We start from the raw sequence: 18,259 nt of genomic DNA on the forward strand, positions 1-18,259 counted from the left end.
TTTACTTAGATTGAAAAATATGGATGATGATTTTACTAAGTGACAAGGCTGGTTGACAGACAAAGAACCTCAGCATATGGATCTGCGGTTTAAGAAGGCGGAAGAAGAGGCATTGAAAAATAGGCTTAAACATTACGATAGAATACATGAAAAGCTGTTCAATTTCAATAATAATTGCATTCAAAAGGCAGGTCCTTACAGTGCCTGCCTTTTGAATGCAATAAATTCGCATGAAGCTTTAGCTTAAAAAGTATATCTCGCCCCTACCTGCATCTGCCACCTCGAAGCTAAAGGATCAACCGAATAGGGTTTCCCCGGATCGACAAACTGATACAGCGGATATCCTTGCGAGGACCTTGCCGGCAGATAAGGAACCAAACCAACACTTGAAGTAGAATTATAGGTGTTTGGTGAGAAATACACTTTTCCCCAATTCTTGTTCATGAGGTTGGTAAAGTTCATCACATCAATACTGATGGTTAGCGTTTTTTGAGCTGAGGTGGCTTTATCAGTATTAAAATTGATGTCTTGTGAGAAGTGAAAATCGGCATTATTGTTCCATGGTGTTCTCGCTGCATTACGTTCGGTGAAACCGCCCCTGCGCGAACTCAGGTAGTTATTATCATCAATAAAACGGTCAAAGGCATCGGCCTGCTGCTGCACCGTTTGTGATGATGTTGCAGCAAAGAAGTTAGCTGTTTCTCCTTTAGCCGGGATATACGCCAGGCCGATCTGTTGCGGCGTATTTTGTGGTGTATAATTCACAAAGCCATAAGTAAAGGGACTGCCCGACTGTGCGGTAACAAATAATGAAAAATTGCTCACCCAAATCTTGTTCCAGGCTTTGCGGTAGCTAGCACTAAGCACAATGCGGTTGCGGATATCAAAATTGGAATTGGCCAGCTGCGGATCATTGGGATTTAACGCCTGGTTTAATTGCCAGTTGGATTCAAAAGAGTTACGGATACCATTTGATAGGTCCTTAGATTGTCCGTAAGTATAGGCAGCAGAAAACCCAAAGCCGTTATCGAAGTTTTTAGCAACTTGTCCGGTAATGCTGTATCGGTAACCCTCCGGGGTGTTGCTCATTTCGTAAGCATTCGCGAACTGCGGGTTACGTGAATTTTGGCCCGGAAAAATAGGTTGTCTGCGTGTCGTGGCTTCAGTGTCATAAGCAAAGTAAGTTGGGTTGTCCGTAAGGTTTACCTGCTTGAAAATTACGTCTTTTATGGTTTTGGTATAAATACCTTCAACAGTATATTTTATGCCATTTTCGCCCTTGTAATCCAATGCCAGACTTCCACGGATTACTTTGGGCATCGTAAAATCGTTAGCGATCACATCTACCTGTGTTTTACCGGCATTCACATCATTGATGATCTGCCCGTTCTGCCCGGCGAAACCACCGATCCCTGTACCCGCCTGGTGCTTAAGCGGGTCGCCGTTAAAAACATAAGGAGGATTGCCATTGCTTCGCTGATCGTAAGCGCCAAAGGTATCTCCATTATTGTAGAAGGCATAGCCCAGCCAGGCAAAGGGGATCCGAGAAGTGAACATGCCCAAACCGCCGCGCAACACCAAAGTTTGGTCACCGCGGGCATCAAAACGAAAGCCCAACCTGGGAGATACCTGCACTTTACCCAAATAGTTCCCGCTGATCTGGTTCAGGGGGCTATAGGTGTAGGTTGTGCCAAAATAGGGATCGGTAAAAGCATTACGCGTCTTCTCACTTAACATTTGTTTGATAGGAATATCCTGGTAATCAAACCTGATGCCAGGGGTAATCCTGAACCTTTCTGTAATTTGTATTTCATCCTGAATATAGGCACTGTAAAAATTAACGTTAAACTTTGCCCCAGGGTTATCCAATAAATAATCGCGGCTGTTGTTGGTGTAACTGTAACTTCCCTGTACTCTTTGCGGGTTGTTATTCAAGAAGTCGTTGATACTTTGATAAGTTACCCTGCCGTTCCAGGCGTTCACAAAGCCGTAATTGATCCGATATAACTCGTTGTGTGTACCAACAGTTAAGGTATGCTTGCCTAAATTCCACACTAAATTATCGGTAATCTCCATAGTACTTTGTTTCATGTTGAAGATGGATGCCTCCCTGTCTGTGCCGAAAAAAATAGTGCTTCCCGGCGTACGGCCAACGATCTGTACCTGCGGAAAAGATGGGTCACTGGTTGGGCTACGGTAATCGTGTATATTGCTGTAACCAATTACCGCACTGTTTGAGAAATTGTTGTTAAACCTGGTTTTCAGTTCCGCAACGGTAGAGTTTTGGTTGTTGTTCTGTTTGTAAGCAATACTGCCAAAACGGAAATTCAGTTGATCGCGCTCCATATTAATGGCATCCGAACGGATATAATTGTTGCGGACGGAAAGCTGGTTCTTGTCATTAATGTTCCAATCTAAGCGGTTAAAGAATTTTATCGAGTTGGAGCTGGCATTATATTGGCCTGCAGTACCCGGGTCGAAACCGTAATTTTTGATTGAATAATGGATGATCTTCTGTGTATCGGATGCGCTCAAAATACCGGATGCAGCCGGGCTACCCGCTACCTGTAATACGGGGTCGCGGCGGCGGGTAATTTCCTCATTCGTAAAAAAGAAAAGTTTGTTCTTGATGAGCGGAAAACCGAGCCTGAAACCGCTTTGGTAGTCATAAAAGGCCGAAGGGAGTTTCTTGTCCAATTCGGTGCCGGTGTGGTCAGGCCCTACCAGCGCAGCATTGCGTCCGAAACCGTAAAACGAGCCATTTACGGTGTTGGTACCCGAGCGCGTTACCGCGTTTACACTACCGCCGGTAAAGTTACCGATCTTTATATCATAAGGGGCAATGTAAACCTGGATGTCTTCGATGGCATCCAATGATACCGGGTTGGTGCGGGTGGATGAGCCGGGCATGCCTGAAGCCCCGGTCTGGCCGCCGGCCGAGGGGCTAAAGCCGATGGCATCATTGTTAACAGCACCATCGATGGTTACGTTATTGTAACGAAAGTTGGTACCGGCGAAGGAATTGTCCTTTGAGCCTTGTGGTACCAGTTTGGTAATATCGGTAATGCTGCGGCTGATGGTTGGCTGGTTGCGGACCTGATCACGTGAGATATTTTGCCCCGTACCATAGTTGTTGGCTTTCGGACCGGATTTCTGCGCTTTAACAACGACCTCATTCAATGTTTTAGTGTTATCACCCATTACAAAGTTAAGTGTCAGTGCTTCGCCCAAACTGATCTTTTCGATGATTCGGTTCTCGGCATTCATCCCTAAAAACTTTACCTCGATGGTGTACGGACCACCAACACGCAGACCGGGAAGGTTATAACGCCCATCGGTTCCGGTAGAGGTGGCATAACGGGTACCCGAGGCCGTATGTACAGCGGTAACGGAAGCACCCGGTAAAGATTGATTGGTAGCATCCAGCACCTGGCCGCGTAAACCACCGCTGGTTTCCTGGGCACAGGCATTTATGGTTTGCAGACAAGCCAGTATGCTGAAAATAAGCACAAATAGGCCGCTATAAGTATATTTATATTTCATTTAAATATTTTTTACAGTACGTTGTGAATCAAGAATTAAAATAACTTACCGTTGTACAAAAGCCTGGTCGATAACATGCAATACACCATTACTGGCTATGATATCCGGTTGGGTAATACGTGTTTGCGATACATTTCCCTTTGAAACAAGGGTCATTCCATCTGCAAGCACGTAAAGAAATTCGCCGTTGAAGTTATAACCACCTTTAAAATTAGCGGTCAGGTTCACATCGGGGCTGATATAGGCATTGTCGAGAATCCAGTTCTTAAGTTTATCCGGATCCTCGTTTTCAATATCGGCTTCAGAATGATAGCCCAGCTTGTTCCAGGCATTGTTATCCGGCGCAAGCACGGTTATGGGCCGGCCATCAAACCACCACCCGGTTTTAACCATTACATCATTACCGCCTCGTTTAAGCACTGCCAGGAATAAGCTGAGATTAGGCATACCGGCAATGGTGGTATATAAGTTACCCGCAGGAAGCAATGGCAGACGCTGGAGTTCATGTACTACGCCATCATTTAAGCTGATGCTTCCTTTTGCGGAAACCGGTATCCCGTTAAAAAATATACCGTAATAATTTTTAGTAATCGTAGGCCGATAGTCCGGGTTTGCACAGGTAACCGCCTGGCTATAAAAGCCAAGTAAACTGGTGCTGCTCAGCTTACCGTTAACAATACTGTATTTTAATAGCGCTGCCAGGTCTGCAGGGTTCTGTTTTTCGATATTTTCCAAATTTAAACCAGCTTTGATAAAGGCACTGTCAATGGGTACAAAAACGGTGAACGGGCCTTCATTGCTAAAGGTAGCTTCATTATAGATACCTGCACGTTTTAAAGCCGCACGGTACAAGTTAAAATGTTGTCCGGTATCAATATACTGGTACAATGTTGGCGTAGCTTTATTGAAATTTTCGGGATTATCTTTTTTACAGCCAGTAGATAGTGACAAAAGCAAACAAGTAATACCGAAAAAAAGAAGTGAGATATGATGCTTTGAATGTGGATATGACATGGTTTTCCGAAGTTTATGGGATGAGTACCCTGTTAATAATATGAACGACGCCATTGCCACATGGTAAATTCGCGTTAATGGTTGTTGGGCTGAAGTAAACGGGCACATAAATCTGTGCATGTATACCGTTTGCACCGGTAGCGGTAAATGTTATGGATTTAAAACCGCCCGGTACACCACCAATGCCAATTTCACCGCCATTAAGCATAGCAACAGGTTTTGCACCATTTTCGCTCAGACGAAACAGGTCGTTGTCAAAGTAGCGGCCCTTTACTATATGGTATTTAAGTAAAGCGGCAAGCCTGGCAGGGTCTGCATGGGTAATGCTGTCCATTGTACTTAGCCCCAGGTTTAGCCCCAGCTTAGCGGATTGCTGAAGCGCCTGGTTTGAGAGTGCAAGCAGCGTATACGCATCCTTAGCGCTGAGTAGTTCATTGCTTAGCCCTGAGCGCTCCATGGCAGCGTTAAAGAGCGTAAGAGTAGTGTCGGACCGAAGATATCCAGCAACTGTGGCGTATACTTCGGGGTTCATCATTTGCGGCAGTACCTGTATCTGTCCGTTAGCTGCCGGGTTGTCTGCGCTGATAACTTTCACCCCGTTTACCGTTACTACGGTATCTGCACCATTCATGTATTTACTTACATAAATGTTACCGCCACTAAGCATTTTAAATGCTTTGTTATCTTCCAGCGGCATTTTTTTAAGTTCCAGTTTTCCATTTAGAATGCCGTACCCCATCAGGTTGGTAAGCTGGCTGTTGGTATAAAACGTTGAAAGCCGCGGCAATTCAACTATGCCAACAAGAGAAAAGGCATTATTATTGGGCACAAAAACAGTATAGGGACCCTTTTCGGCGAGTTTAATGTTTAAATGCGTGTTGTTTATTGCGGCATAAGCCATACTGAAGTTAAAATTATCTTTCAGTACAAAATTTAAGTTACCTCCATCTCCGGAAGGTGCCAGCTCGGTACTTACATCATCTTTCGTACAGCCGGTAATGGTTGCGAAAGCCATGATGATCATAATGAGATGCATTCGTGAAATATTTAAGATGAATTGCTTTTTCATGGTATAGGATTACTTTACAGCTGGATAAAAGAGTTTGTCAACTTTTATGAGTGTACCGTTTGATAAGTTATGGTTAAGAACAGGCGGACTGCCGGGCGCATCGTGCGGAATACGCAACAGCGGCGTTGTAGCATCATCGGTCCATTTTACATAGGCATCGCCTGCTGAACCAGAAAAGAAAAGGGGTTTGCTGAACTTTAATTCAATGCCTGTTAAAGATCCACCTGGCCCGAAATAAGTATTATATACCCCATTATTAATAGCCGGGTTAAGCAGGTCACTGTAAAATATACGGACGTTAGCCGAAAGGTTGCCGCTTCTATACAAAACATGCCGTTCAAGCACACTATCGAGCTTGGAATATTCAAAATAAGCACCCGTCGCCAAGTCGTACCCCACGTATGCGCTGGTGGCAAACTGTCTGATGTCATCGGCAGTATTAAAACCGGCATCTTGAAACGCCTTATTGGTTGGAGCAAGGATAGTAGGCATAAATGAAACTGCGTTTTCAAGGATATTGACATCTGTAATACTTTTATCCTCGAAACCCAGACCTGCCTGGCGAACACTATCCCCGATTATAACCGCCTCATAATATAGGCTCAGGTCGGGATCTGATTTTATTGCGTCCAGCAAGGTGCGGCTGTCAAACTGTTTGATGGTGCCGGAAATTGGGTAGATATACCCATTTGATGCCTTGATAATCATTTTAACGGCTCCTTTAGCATCACCATTTAAGTAAACAGACCCACCCAAGCGGGCGTATATTTGAGTAACCCGAATTGTTGTACCATTGTTGGCGGTTGGTACTGTATCCTGATTTAATGTAGTCAGTCCAACTCCGGTAACGGTGTTTTCAAGCGCAGGCTTGTCAACAGCCCCTATTGCTATATGCAGGGTGATCAATTTTCGCAGGTCGCTTACCGGCATGCTGCTGATTACCTGTGTGGTTATACCCGCTGCGTTTAAAGCCGAATCGGTAGGTGCAAAAATGGTATAGCCAGTGTTTTCACTTAGTTGTCCGGCTAAGGAAAGCCGGGTGAACGCCTGGTTAAACAGGGTCAGGTTCTTTTCGCCAGCCAATACATCTGCCAAGCTCTTTTCTTCATACCTGATTGATACAGACTTGGGAATAAAACCATCTGTTGACTTGATGCAGCTAGATAACATGGCCAGGCTGCTGAAAAGCGTTATGGTGTAAATATATACGGTTTGTAATTTCATGTTTGATATCTTTAAGGCTTTAATGCATAATCAGGTGTGATGAGCAGACCGTTTACCCCGTGCACCACACCATTATAGGCCAGATGATCAGGTGATGAGAACTGCACAGTATTCGCATAATAGTAAGGGTCAACCTTATCAGGGAACAACTGGAAGTTGAAGGCATAGTAGTCAATAAATAACAGGTAATCCGCCCCCCTTACACCATGTATACCACCGGTTAAGGGCGCATCGTCCAGATCAGATTTGAAAAAGAATTTCCCGGGTATTAAATAAGGTGCAAAAAGGAATTTTTTATAAGTCAGCGTATCAAGTGTAGCAAGGGTACTTTCGTCAATACCGTTTTGCATAAACACCTCATTACTTGGTGCCAGTACAACAAAGGGACCTGCCTTATCCAACTGTTCAAACAAACCAAATTGCTTTAATGCCTGTACAAACAAACTATAATTAGGATCATCGTTCAATATTGATTTAACAGACGCAGCTGGTGATGTCAACACATTTTCCAACACATGTATTACACCATTGGAGGCCATAACATCTGTTTTTTTTGCAGTGACACCATTAACGTGAAGCAGTTGCTCCCTATTTGGGCGGTTAGGGTCAGGAAGGGATACAGAAAAGTAAACCGGTTGTGCTATAAGCGTTGAGAATTGGTAGTCCACCGTTTGCGGTATTTTACTGTAAGGCAAAGCGCCCTTAACAATGTGATAGCCGATGATCTTTCGGAGCGATGCTGTATCAATAGAGGAAACGGTTTGTGAGGTAATACCCGCAAGCGCGAACGCGTCATTATCGGGTACTAAAAGCGTATAGGCTTCCGTGCCATTAAGTGTTTTGTCCAGCCCCAGGCGCTTTATTGCCTGGTAAAAAACACTAAAGCTGTAATTGTTTTCCAGCAACGTTAACAACGGCCTTTCTCCAGCTACAGGTTGCGGCTGGATGTCAAAATTCTTAACGCAGGAAGCCAGCAAAAATAATACAGAAAACAGCAGCGATGTGATAATATATTTTTTCAGTTTCATAATATTTAATTTTGTGGGATCTGATCAATTCCCCGTTTGATCTGCATCAAGTAAACGCGGTTGTATACCATTTCAAAAATGTTGACCGTACTATACACCCTGAAATGATTATCGCTGTTGATCACCAGGTTTAAGTTTGGTGTAGAAACTGGGTTGCGGATGACGTAATTGTTAAATACTGCAGGATCAGTCCAACAATCAATTTTATACCCGGTAGGGCTTGTAACAGGCAGATCTGCATCTAACAGGTTAAAACTTACGTATGGCATTGTACCTGTCTTTTGGCCTACCTGGGTAACTGGCGGGGAGTAAGTCCGTAAAACACCCTGATAAAAAAAGGCGCTTTGGGGTAACATGGGCAATGGCAGGTATGATATGGACTGATCGAATTTGGAACTAAGCGTGGTGTAATAAGTGTTATCATAACCTGCCAGCGGGACATAATATGACGAAGACGAAGTTGACAGCGCATCAATACAAATGTTATAAGTAGTGGTGATGCGTACCTTTTCCGGAAAATATGCAGTACCATATTTGTTCTGTTCCGGTGTTTTACCAGACAGGTTCACGAAACCGGCATACAACCTATTATCGTCGAAAGCTTTGTGAATAAATTCCTCTTTGCGAACATACAGCCCATATTTACTATTGTCCAGATCACGCGATACGACTTCCAGCGTATATACTTCTCCTTTCTCTATATTGATGGTCGTGTCAATCAGGATGCTGCCGCGCTGTACCGATCCTAGATCTTTAAAAGCTGTGTTACTTTGCGGCCGTACCACAAACATAATACGGTGCTTGCCGGATGGGATCTGAGCCCACGACGAAAGATCAAATCCATTGATAACAGGTGCCGTTAACACGTGCGCGTTACCCGGATATTCATAATTCATGGGATAGCCAAGCGGCGGATTTGGCTGTCCGGATTCGCTAAGCGTTCCATTACCGACAGAGCTGTTCCCCTCATTAATAGGATAAGAAGTGCTATAAAGTTGTCTTGTACCCAGGTAATCGCCAATGATACCGGCATTATTAGGTATACCGGCGGCATCAACTTCCGGATCCATCAGAAAGGTTAAAAATGGTGGAGATTGGGTGTTATTTAAAAAATCTACGTTAAAGGTAAGGTTATTAAAGACCCTGATATAAGCCGGATCCTGCTCAAGGGGCTTTTGCTCATATTTTTTGCAGCCGAAAAGTATGCCACCCAACAGTATTGGCAGTAAAAAAAATAATCTATGTTTTTTCATCTTATTTTACTTGTTATGTTTAATGACAATCAGTTTGGCTTGGTTTCCGTTCCCTGCATTAGATAGCCGCCCCACCAGCGCAACGGTATAAACTCCCGTTTCTGGGCTCTTAAATTGAGGAAAAGTGTACAGGCTATTGTTGGCTACAAAGGCTTCATATACATCTAATGGTGCAATACTTGACTCTAAACTACCGGGCACTTCCAATTCAGGTGCCGGTTTAGAGCGGAAAACGCGTAATAGTTTTGGCACATTCACTTTCTCATTAGCTGCAGGATTCCCGGTGGAACCCGGTGAATAATTGGCCAGGGAATAAATAACAGACGCGTTCCTTAAAGGCAAAGCGCCAGGTGCCATGTTCACATAGGCACTAAAATAGCGGATCGAATCCTGGAAATTTGAGCCGATGGCAGGCAGCAATAGCTGATGGTCGTTGGTAAACGTTGCATACGGAAGGTCGGCACACAGGTTAATAAACCGTGACTGCAAGGCATAAGGATATTGGACGAGTCTTGCTGCTCCGTTGGTTCCGTCGTCCGGAATAATTTGGCCGTTAGGATGATAGGTACTTGCATATAAAGTACCGGTCATGTCATTCGGCTGAAACACTAAAACAGGTTTCCCCGCTTTGTTATTGTATAACCAAATGGTATAATTGTCATAAGGGTAAAGCGTCAGATCGGCTTCCGCCATCACTCCTCCATTTTCATCCCTGGCAACAATATGATGTTTGCCCTGTACGTAAATTTGGTATTGAGCCTGGTGGGCTTTAACTCCGGCAATCTGACCAATGTATGGCTGTTGTGCTCCTAAAGCCTTGCCGTCAACAGTAAATAATATGTTTTTACCAGGAATTGCATTTACGGCCTGCATACGGGCGAAAGTACTGTTAACACCCGGATTGAACTCTGTAAGCACGCGGTAAGAATTGGCATAAATACCTGGTGGTAATACCTTGTCACAATCGGTAAATAAGTTATGACGGTTCTCGGAAACCAAAATGGTATAAACCCCGCCTGGTTTAAAGGTACGCACCCTGGGGTTTATACCCTGCTGCGGATGAAACGACGGATTGCAAGCATCATAGTAAGCTGTTGAAGGAAAATCTGCCAGTTGTTTGGTTAGATCGATACTGCCCCCATTTGTTAAAAAAAGCTTAAACTGGTAAGCGCCATAAGGCAATTCAATATAATCAGATGACGACCCCAGCGCAATATTACTTAAGCGTTGATCAATCAAACTGCCGTCAGCATATGTCAGCGTAACCGGGCCATTCAGTTGCAATTGGTCGCCCAACGCCTTGCTGCCAAAATTAACAATCCGTATTTTGAAGTTTTGGGAGGCGGCGGGTTGAACATTATTTCGTTCACCTACATGCAAATGGCCATTAGTCATCAGGTAATAATCTTTGGGATGTTCGACATCATTTACGATGATGGTATCTAAACTGCCGATTATAAAATGAGCCTTGCCATTTTTATCAAGCAAACTATTCGGTAAAGTGAAGGGGGCTCCGTCTTCGCCACTCACCCATTTTCCAGTCGGGAATATAGAAAGCCCAATGTCTGTACTTCCCTGATTTTGGTTTTTGGATTCGAGGGCTGTGAGCGGGATATTGTTAACTGTTACATCGACTGACCCTGCCAAATTGAACATGCGTATAGCCGATGCTGAAGTATTGCCAACCTCGGTATGAATAGGCTTATTGTCCAGCTTGTCCTTTGTACAAGCACTCAGGCAAAGCATTGTGGCAAGCAAAAAAAGAAAGGGCCTGTAAGCTAATATTGTTTTTTTTTGTCTCATGATGATCTAGAATAATTTATAGGTAAGCCCCAGTGAAAACTCAGCTCCTTTATGATAACTACGGTAGACGTATTCGCTGCCATAATACTTACCCTTTTCTCCTGGACTGGTATAAACTTGTTTATAAGCCGGGTCAAAAAGATTTTTAGCGAAGCCTTTAACCATCCATTTGTTGCCGAGCTTCTGGCTAAAAACAAGATCCATAGTCGGTGTTGGTCGGTCATACAAGTCGGGCGTACCATCCAGTTGCACCTGGATAAGCCTTGCGCCTACCATATTAAAACTAGCGGTGATGTTAGTACCACTGCGGGTGTTGGCATAATCCAGGTAAGTGTTGATCGCATAAGGGGCCTGCTCAAATACCGGACTGCTTTCTGAGGAGCGACGATCGTTGATACGGGCGGCATCTAAGCGTTCTGTGTTTTTTTGAATGCTGCTCACATTAAATAAAAGGTTGGTTCCAAAAAACAAATATTTAAGCGGGTCCCATACTTTTCCAAGGTCGCGCCGTGCTTCCATTTCAACACCATAGACCTTGCCTTTATTTGGGTCGTTCTCATAAATGATCAATGGAAATTCAGGAGCGGTAGACAAGTTTCCCTGCGATGCATATCTAAATACCCGTTGCAATGGATTCTCGATGACCTTGGTAAAAACCGAGGCAGACAAAATTTCTCCGGGTGCATCAAACCATTCCCATCTAAAATCTGCACTCTTGGTTAATTGATTGATGAGGTTTGGATTACCGCCGATCACGGCAAACTGAAAAGGGTCAAACTCAAAAATATTGGTCAATTCCCTTAACTCAGGCCTGGCAAGAGAGGTGCTGTAGGCTACCCTGAAATTCATATTCTTTATTTTTGAATATGTAATATTTACGGAATAATAAGGCCTGTAATTCCTTGAATACCTGGTATTGGGTGTGGTGGTGTTATAACCTACTTTTTCTGTAGGCAGCCCGGTAATCGTATTCAGGTTGAGGGGAACAAATACGTTGGCCGTATCTACCTGCGCCCTGATATCAGTTGATTCAAAACGAACACCCCCTGCTAACCGTAGCCCCTCCAGTAAAGTGGCATCAAGCATACCGTAAAATGCACGGGTTTCGTACGAGCCGGTATAATTATTGGGCGCCTTCCTGATCTGATACAAAAATCCACCTACCATGGGCTGTCCTTCATTGTCATATTGACCTGGTGCCAGTAAACCAATATTGGCTGGAGATACCAATTGATTAAGATCTCCTTTTACATTGTTGATCAGCTGTGAATTGCCGCCTGTAAGCGTTGAACCTGGCAAACCCAATATATTTTGTGTAAAGTCGCGGTCCCTTTTAAGATAGTTCACTCCAAATTTGAAAGCCTGCTGTAACTTACCCAATTTAAAAGGTTGCGTTACATCGGCCTTGAAGTTATAATTGTGCTCCTCCAGTTTACGGTATTGACGCCCGTTGGGGTCGGCAACTATAATATTATTCACATCGGAGCCCGCACCATGCACCAGCCCACTTACAAAGGTATAGGTATTGGTTCCTATGCCAACCCCGTTAGGATCCTGGTACTGTATGGTACTCAAATTGGCTACATTTGTAGAGCGAAAATCCGGATCGTTGTGGGAGCTGTTGGAGCTGCTGAAGTTGTAACTTAACTTCGGCGACCAGTCCTGTTCCAATAATTTATGTTCACCCTGGAAGTTAAAAGTGTTAAAGGTCCGAAAGGTATTTCGTAATTGATTTACCGTATTATAAACCGGAAAATTCAACCCTGTATTCTGCCACGAGCCGTTAAGGTTACTGCCTTCGGATTCAGCTCCACGGCTGCCTATATATTGGAACTGGACCTCGTTATTTTTGTTGAACTGATAAGTTAAGCCAAATAATCCCCCATAGTTTAATGTTTTAGTACCCGTATTCTCCTCGTAACTAATGTATTTTCCAAGCCTTGGATAATTAGGACTTATTGTTCCGGGAATGCGCAAAGGGTTATAAATAGCTGCAGAACCTGTTACTACCCCCTGATACAAACTGTACTGATTACGCTCTCCTTGATAAATATCTGTGCTACGCTGGTAATAGTTGCCGTTTACAATAACGCCAAGTATATGCCCGCCAAACACTTTATAGGAATTGCCGAAAGATACCGTGTACACTTGGTTTGGATCTGCTTTACCGTAACCTGTAGTGAGTACAGGATCGAGACTTTGCATCACCCTGCTTACGCGCAAAGCCTCGCCCTTAAGTGCAGGACTGTTGCGACTTTGAATAAAAAGATCCTGAATTTGCACCAGGCCTCCAGGATATTGCTGACTCAGGTTTAGGAAGTCATTACTCAAATTATGGTTGCTGACTTTTTGCCCAAAGAAACCCGGGTCGCCATTATAAAAACTATTATACTTACCTCCTAAGCCGATGTTGGAATTAAACCCGGTTTGAGCGGTAATTTCAAATACCATTTTTTCCGGTACTGATTTTGTCTTCAATTCGATTAGCCCGGCAGAAGCATCCGCTGGCCGGTCAGGACTTGACGTTTTATATATGTTGATGTTATCCAGTAATGCTGCGGGTACCAGGTCTAAGGGTACAGCACTTCGATCAGGATTGGCGGACGACAGGCGGGCACCGTTCAGCTCCGCAATAACACTTCGATCACCTAATCCACGAATGGCCACATATTTGTCGTCTGTTATAGTAACCCCTGTTACGCGCTGTAAAGCCTGGGTAGTGGTTATACTTGCCGTTTTTTCAATATTCTGTGCAGATATACCATCGGTTACTGATGCGGAATTTTTACGGTCATTAAGCAATACAACCTCATTACCCGCCCGGCGCCGGGCTTCAATTTTAACCTCACCAAGTGCCGTAGAAGATGGCTGTAAATGAATGTTCAAAGGCGTAACCACCGACGATTTCACGGTAACCCCACTTATCGTTTTTGGGTCATAACCAATATATCTTACGTCTAAGGCGTAGGTACCAGGATTGATACTGATCCTATAATTACCCTTAATATCCGTAAAATAGGATCGACCGGAAATAATTACAACGGCGCCAATAAGCGTTTCGTTAGTTCTGGCGTCATAAACGGTGCCCTCTATGACGCCCGGATCCGGGGGGATAACTTTTTGATCTATGGTGACAAAACCATTTACTACCCGGTACCGTAAGCCGGTATGCTTTAGAATATCTTCAATTGCATCTTTAACGGTAATCCCATTTACCTTGATACTTATCTTTTTCTCAACCGATCTGATGAGTTGATCGTTAAATAAAAAATTTGTACTACTAAGCCGCTGCACTTTAAGCAAACTTTCTTTTACACTGGCATTGATGAGCTGAAGATCTATTTTTTGATCAAGGGTCTGACTTTTAGCCGAACTTGCATATAGCAAACTTAGAAAAGTGGCCTGAACAATCAGGACGATAATTGAACATCTCATAAAAAACAGGATACATTTAGCAGGTTGCGATCCTTTTTTAATATTTTTACACCAGTTATGGTTTATTTTCATTTGAACATAAGCTATTACCTCCCTGAAGCAGAAGTGCCAAAGGGATAATTCATGAATAAGCCGAAACGGGGTTCCAATCCAACGGCTTTACTTTAAGAGTTGCCATCCTGCTGAACACAGGATGGTTTTTTGTATAAGTCGTTTACATAAATATCCTTTCCATTTGTTGATTAATTAATAATGATTTGCCGGCCACGAACCTTGTAGGTAAAGCGTTCCATGATACTTAGGGCCTGGATTACAGCTGTGATTGGTGTTTTGTCTACGGTAAGCCTTGTGGTTACTGACAATTGCCTTCTGGAACGGTTAGTGAAAATGAACTTTACATCATACCATCGTTCTAAGACTGCAGTTAATTCACTTAGCGAAACTCCGTCGAATACTAAATGACCATCTTTCCAGCCTGAAATATCACTAATTGGTACTGTACTTGTCGAGAGTTTTTCATTGTTCCAAACACATTGCTGCCCTGGTACCAAGCGTGCTAAAACCTGAATCTTCTTGTCTTTTAACCGTTCGACACTTACCTCCCCGCTTGCCAGCGCAACCTTGACAGGTTGGTTTTTAAATGCAAAAATTTGAAATGATGTGCCAATATCCCTCGTTTGCAAATCGCCGGTACGGACTATGAAGGCCTGCTGAGGTTTATGTTTAACGTCGAAAAAAGCCTCACCTTCCAGACTGATATTTCTTTGCTTATCAGCGAATTTTTCAGGGAAGCTTATCTTACTTCCGGCCCCCAGATAAACAATAGAACTGTCCGGTAGGGTTATAATAGACCTCTTACCATGGGGGTTGGAGATGTGACGAATAGCAACACGCATGTTTTCTGTAGGCTTACTGATATTTTTGTGAATAAAAAATACCAGTCCGATGATGACAGCCACACTAACACCCGCATATCGAAGTAAATTTGAATGGTACCATTTAATAACTTTGGTGCCCGCGATTTGCTCAACCCTTTGATGAAGTTCCTGATTCCATTGAAACAGCTGCAGATCACTGATTTCTTCTGTTTCGCGAGTTGCGTCCCATCCTGCCAGCAATACTTCGTCAAATAAGCGTTGTCCGGCGGCGGTATTCAATGCCTTTATGACAATCGTTCTTTCGGCTTCAGTGCATTCCTGTGCTAAAAATTTTTTGATTAAACTCTTGCTTATTTGTTGTTGCATGATACGTCTCTCATTGAAGTAAACAACAAAAACAAGTACCAGTACCAATGCAAAGTAAAATAAATTTAATGCATTGAATAGCTCAGAAATAAGTATGGAGAAAACGTTTAAAGTTATTATTTAAACGATGTCAGAAACGATATCACCAGAAGCAGGGTGGCAAATTCATTTAAATGTTCACGAAAATACTGTATTGACGCACTGATATGGTTTCTTACGGTATGTACCGACAGATTTAGTTCGCGGGCAATTTCGGCATAAGACATGTCTTGTTCCCTGCTCATCCTGAAGACCTCCCTTCGTTGTGGGCTGAGTTTGCTTAACTTTTCCTGATATACCTGCTGAAGTTCCTGATGTCTGATAGAATGGTCAGTTGAAAACAAAAAAGGCTGGGTAGCTTCTTCAAGTTGATCAATTGATTCGGTAACAATAATTTTTCTTTTCCAATGGTTATACAACGCGTTTCTGATCGATTGGTAGAGGTAAGCGTTGAGATTAGTTTGTATCATGATCTCACCTTTTCTTTGCCAGAATCTTATCATAACGTCCATCGCTAGTTCTTTTGCCATCTCGTCATCTCCAAGAGATGACTTGGCAAACGCGTAGATTTTTCTAAAATATCTAAAGAAGAGTGCGTCATAGGCTTTAGTATCACTTTTTTGGAATTTTTCTAAAAGGATATCATCTGGTAAATCTTTATAAGCCATTAGTATTTACTTTTTACACCACACAAAAGTAAATAGCGAACAATACCTATATGTTAACAGCGGATTATCCATTCATTAACTAATCGACTGCAAGGTTAATGGGATCAAACGACATCACATTGCGTATAACATTTACAGTACATTTATAAATTAAGTTTTAGGGAACAAAACAGAGCTAAATGGGATAACTGATCGTTTTTTTTTGTAAATTCGAATAAATAATTAAATTATGAACATTAATGAAATACCAGGCAATACACCTGTAATAACAACAAAGTTTGTAGTTGAAAAAACTTCAAATATCGTGTATATCATATGATGAAGAAGGAGATTTCCAAGTCTTTAGTGAGGAGGGGGCAGATATGGATAATGCAAAAGTGGTGTCGTTGAACGATATTCTAGAAATGGACAAGACCGTATCCCAATTGACAGATATAAATAAAGGAGAGAAATTCTATAGAGATAATATAAATAGTGCATGGCAAAAAGTACATTAAGTAACGAGGCAATTAAGGAGTTATTAATTTCCGAAAAAAAGGCAGATGTAAGAAAAGGTGTGAAATTAGTTTTAAATAATACACTAATTAATTTTGCCGATGATGTTTTTGATATTCTGAGAAGGTATCTTAAAGATGAGAAAATGTGGGAGGTGAATTATGATATTATCAGACTTCTAGGACAAGCCAGATATGAAAAGGTAATACCTATTCTTGACGAAATTTGTAATCAAAATGAAGATCATGATATGGTAACAAGTGCTGCTGCTGCTGCATTATGCAGAATAAAGAGAGCGAATATAAATGATGTTCAAGAAGTTCAACGCTTATTGACTTTTGATAATTTTGCTGTAGTCGATGGCGCACTGCGGTCCATGGGAATGGATAAAGTTTTGCCAAGTGAAAATAAGATTGGAGAAATAATTAATTCTGTCAAGGAATTTGAGCCTAAGATTGAAAAGGGTTATGCAGATATCAGAGAAGGGCTTGCGGTTGCTAGTGCGGGCTGGACAAAAAATGAGTTAGTTAAGAACTTTTTAGATGATTGTTTGAAATCCGGAGATAGTGCATTAGCAAAATTAGCTAAAAGCTCAATTAATAGTAAATATGCTCAAATCGACTAACGGAGTTTTTTAATATTTGAGCGCTAAGGGTTACGCCTTTATTTGAGTATAAACCACTATCAATTGATGAAAATGACCAAAGCATGAAAGAAATACTTGAATTGTTAGGCGTCGATAAAAGAGTCCAGGATTTAAGCCTGAGTAATATTGAATTTTTCAACAAATACAGTGCCTGGGAATACTACGGGCCAGAGCAGGTTAATTCAAAATGAATTTTCCGCAACCACCGCTATTCATTCCTATAATTATAAATTATGATGCCACTCCGATTTCATACGGTATTACAAAACATTGGTTTGCGGTCAGAGAGATGACCTACACCTATATGGAATTTTCACAGCAGTTTGAAATTGCAGAGATAGCAATAACATCCGATCAATTAATTGACAGTTTGATTTTTGAGTACTTTGTTAATGTGGAGTTGCTAACTTTGTTAGGACAAAACTCTTTTCCCATATGGGATATTTAGTTAAAAACACCGTTAAGGACATTAAGAAAACCTTTTTTAAAGCATGAAATCCCTTAAATCGTTAAAAGATGAGAGGGATACTTTATCAGGTTCCTGGCTTGAAGCCGTCAAGCAGGTTTAGTGTTTCATGCTGGCTAATAGAGGCTGGGTCGTTGAACTGCCTTAAAAGAATATCATTGGGTATAGCAATAGATCCGCTGATGGTTCTCACCAGGGTGCCAACATCTGTTTGGTTATTGAGAAGATACTCACCGACGGCAGGGTTTAGCTCCTGTAACCTGATGAGCAGTTCATAGATCACGTAAATTGCAATTTGCATTTGGCAAATGCACGATAACTTTTACATACAT

The 18,259-nt window shown here is 42.5% G+C and carries 13 protein-coding genes; 2 read left to right on the forward strand and 11 right to left on the reverse strand.

What is annotated here, in order from left to right; genetic code table 11:
* Positions 1–243: 243 nt before the first annotated feature.
* The 10 genes from ACUN24_RS20760 to ACUN24_RS20805 form a co-directional block, all read right to left on the reverse strand.
* Positions 244–3,543 (reverse strand): TonB-dependent receptor, encoded by a 3,300-nt coding sequence (locus tag ACUN24_RS20760; RefSeq protein ID WP_445564248.1) that lies wholly within the window; start codon positions 3,541–3,543, stop codon positions 244–246.
* Positions 3,544–3,588: 45 nt separating this feature from the next.
* On the reverse strand, positions 3,589–4,557 hold the full coding sequence (locus ACUN24_RS20765; protein WP_445564249.1) for a fasciclin domain-containing protein: 969 nt from the start codon (positions 4,555–4,557) through the stop codon (positions 3,589–3,591).
* A gap of 13 nt (positions 4,558–4,570) precedes the next feature.
* Positions 4,571–5,626: a fasciclin domain-containing protein gene (locus tag ACUN24_RS20770; protein ID WP_445564250.1), complete on the reverse strand. Its 1,056-nt coding sequence runs from the start codon at positions 5,624–5,626 to the stop codon at positions 4,571–4,573.
* A gap of 9 nt (positions 5,627–5,635) precedes the next feature.
* Complete coding sequence (locus ACUN24_RS20775) at positions 5,636–6,850, reverse strand: fasciclin domain-containing protein (protein WP_445564251.1); 1,215 nt, start codon at positions 6,848–6,850, stop codon at positions 5,636–5,638.
* Positions 6,851–6,861: 11 nt separating this feature from the next.
* A complete protein-coding gene (locus ACUN24_RS20780) occupies positions 6,862–7,878 on the reverse strand; it encodes a fasciclin domain-containing protein (protein ID WP_445564252.1) in 1,017 nt (338 codons plus the stop codon).
* A gap of 5 nt (positions 7,879–7,883) precedes the next feature.
* Positions 7,884–9,131: a hypothetical protein gene (locus ACUN24_RS20785; RefSeq protein WP_445564253.1), complete on the reverse strand. Its 1,248-nt coding sequence runs from the start codon at positions 9,129–9,131 to the stop codon at positions 7,884–7,886.
* A gap of 6 nt (positions 9,132–9,137) precedes the next feature.
* Positions 9,138–10,934: a hypothetical protein gene (locus ACUN24_RS20790; protein WP_445564254.1), complete on the reverse strand. Its 1,797-nt coding sequence runs from the start codon at positions 10,932–10,934 to the stop codon at positions 9,138–9,140.
* A gap of 6 nt (positions 10,935–10,940) precedes the next feature.
* Positions 10,941–14,369, reverse strand: a complete 3,429-nt coding sequence (locus ACUN24_RS20795) for a TonB-dependent receptor domain-containing protein (protein ID WP_445564255.1) — start codon at positions 14,367–14,369, stop codon at positions 10,941–10,943.
* Between the two features lie 242 nt (positions 14,370–14,611).
* Positions 14,612–15,613 (reverse strand): FecR family protein, encoded by a 1,002-nt coding sequence (locus ACUN24_RS20800; protein WP_445564256.1) that lies wholly within the window; start codon positions 15,611–15,613, stop codon positions 14,612–14,614.
* Positions 15,614–15,729: 116 nt separating this feature from the next.
* Positions 15,730–16,320 carry an RNA polymerase sigma-70 factor gene (locus ACUN24_RS20805; RefSeq protein ID WP_445564257.1) on the reverse strand — a complete coding sequence of 197 codons (591 nt, stop codon included), beginning with the start codon at positions 16,318–16,320 and terminating at the stop codon, positions 15,730–15,732.
* Positions 16,321–16,798: 478 nt separating this feature from the next.
* Here ACUN24_RS20805 and ACUN24_RS20810 point away from each other — a divergent pair, with 478 nt between their 5' ends.
* Together ACUN24_RS20810 and ACUN24_RS20815 are read left to right on the forward strand one after the other, a co-directional pair.
* Positions 16,799–17,440, forward strand: a complete 642-nt coding sequence (locus ACUN24_RS20810; protein WP_445564258.1) for a HEAT repeat domain-containing protein — start codon at positions 16,799–16,801, stop codon at positions 17,438–17,440.
* Positions 17,441–17,523: 83 nt separating this feature from the next.
* A complete protein-coding gene (locus ACUN24_RS20815; RefSeq protein ID WP_445564259.1) occupies positions 17,524–17,652 on the forward strand; it encodes a hypothetical protein in 129 nt (42 codons plus the stop codon).
* A 342-nt stretch (positions 17,653–17,994) separates the two neighbouring features.
* On the opposite strand, the gene ACUN24_RS20820 is transcribed toward ACUN24_RS20815, so the two are convergent.
* Positions 17,995–18,210, reverse strand: a complete 216-nt coding sequence (locus ACUN24_RS20820; RefSeq protein ID WP_445564260.1) for a hypothetical protein — start codon at positions 18,208–18,210, stop codon at positions 17,995–17,997.
* Positions 18,211–18,259: the final 49 nt, after the last annotated feature.

It is taken from the genome of Pedobacter sp. WC2501 (assembly GCF_052682415.1).

Excerpts from the sequence above, each read along its gene's own strand:
- ACUN24_RS20760 (WP_445564248.1), bottom strand. The coding sequence starts at position 3,543 with ATGAAATATAAATATACTTATAGCGGCCTATTTGTGCTTATTTTCAGC.
- ACUN24_RS20765 (WP_445564249.1), bottom strand. The coding sequence starts at position 4,557 with ATGTCATATCCACATTCAAAGCATCATATCTCACTTCTTTTTTTCGGT.
- ACUN24_RS20770 (WP_445564250.1), bottom strand. The coding sequence starts at position 5,626 with ATGAAAAAGCAATTCATCTTAAATATTTCACGAATGCATCTCATTATG.
- ACUN24_RS20775 (WP_445564251.1), bottom strand. The coding sequence starts at position 6,850 with ATGAAATTACAAACCGTATATATTTACACCATAACGCTTTTCAGCAGC.
- ACUN24_RS20780 (WP_445564252.1), bottom strand. The coding sequence starts at position 7,878 with ATGAAACTGAAAAAATATATTATCACATCGCTGCTGTTTTCTGTATTA.
- ACUN24_RS20785 (WP_445564253.1), bottom strand. The coding sequence starts at position 9,131 with ATGAAAAAACATAGATTATTTTTTTTACTGCCAATACTGTTGGGTGGC.
- ACUN24_RS20790 (WP_445564254.1), bottom strand. The coding sequence starts at position 10,934 with ATGAGACAAAAAAAAACAATATTAGCTTACAGGCCCTTTCTTTTTTTG.
- ACUN24_RS20795 (WP_445564255.1), bottom strand. The coding sequence starts at position 14,369 with ATGAGATGTTCAATTATCGTCCTGATTGTTCAGGCCACTTTTCTAAGT.
- ACUN24_RS20800 (WP_445564256.1), bottom strand. The coding sequence starts at position 15,613 with ATGCAACAACAAATAAGCAAGAGTTTAATCAAAAAATTTTTAGCACAG.
- ACUN24_RS20805 (WP_445564257.1), bottom strand. The coding sequence starts at position 16,320 with ATGGCTTATAAAGATTTACCAGATGATATCCTTTTAGAAAAATTCCAA.
- ACUN24_RS20810 (WP_445564258.1), top strand. The coding sequence starts at position 16,799 with ATGGCAAAAAGTACATTAAGTAACGAGGCAATTAAGGAGTTATTAATT.
- ACUN24_RS20815 (WP_445564259.1), top strand. The coding sequence starts at position 17,524 with ATGAAAGAAATACTTGAATTGTTAGGCGTCGATAAAAGAGTCCAGGAT.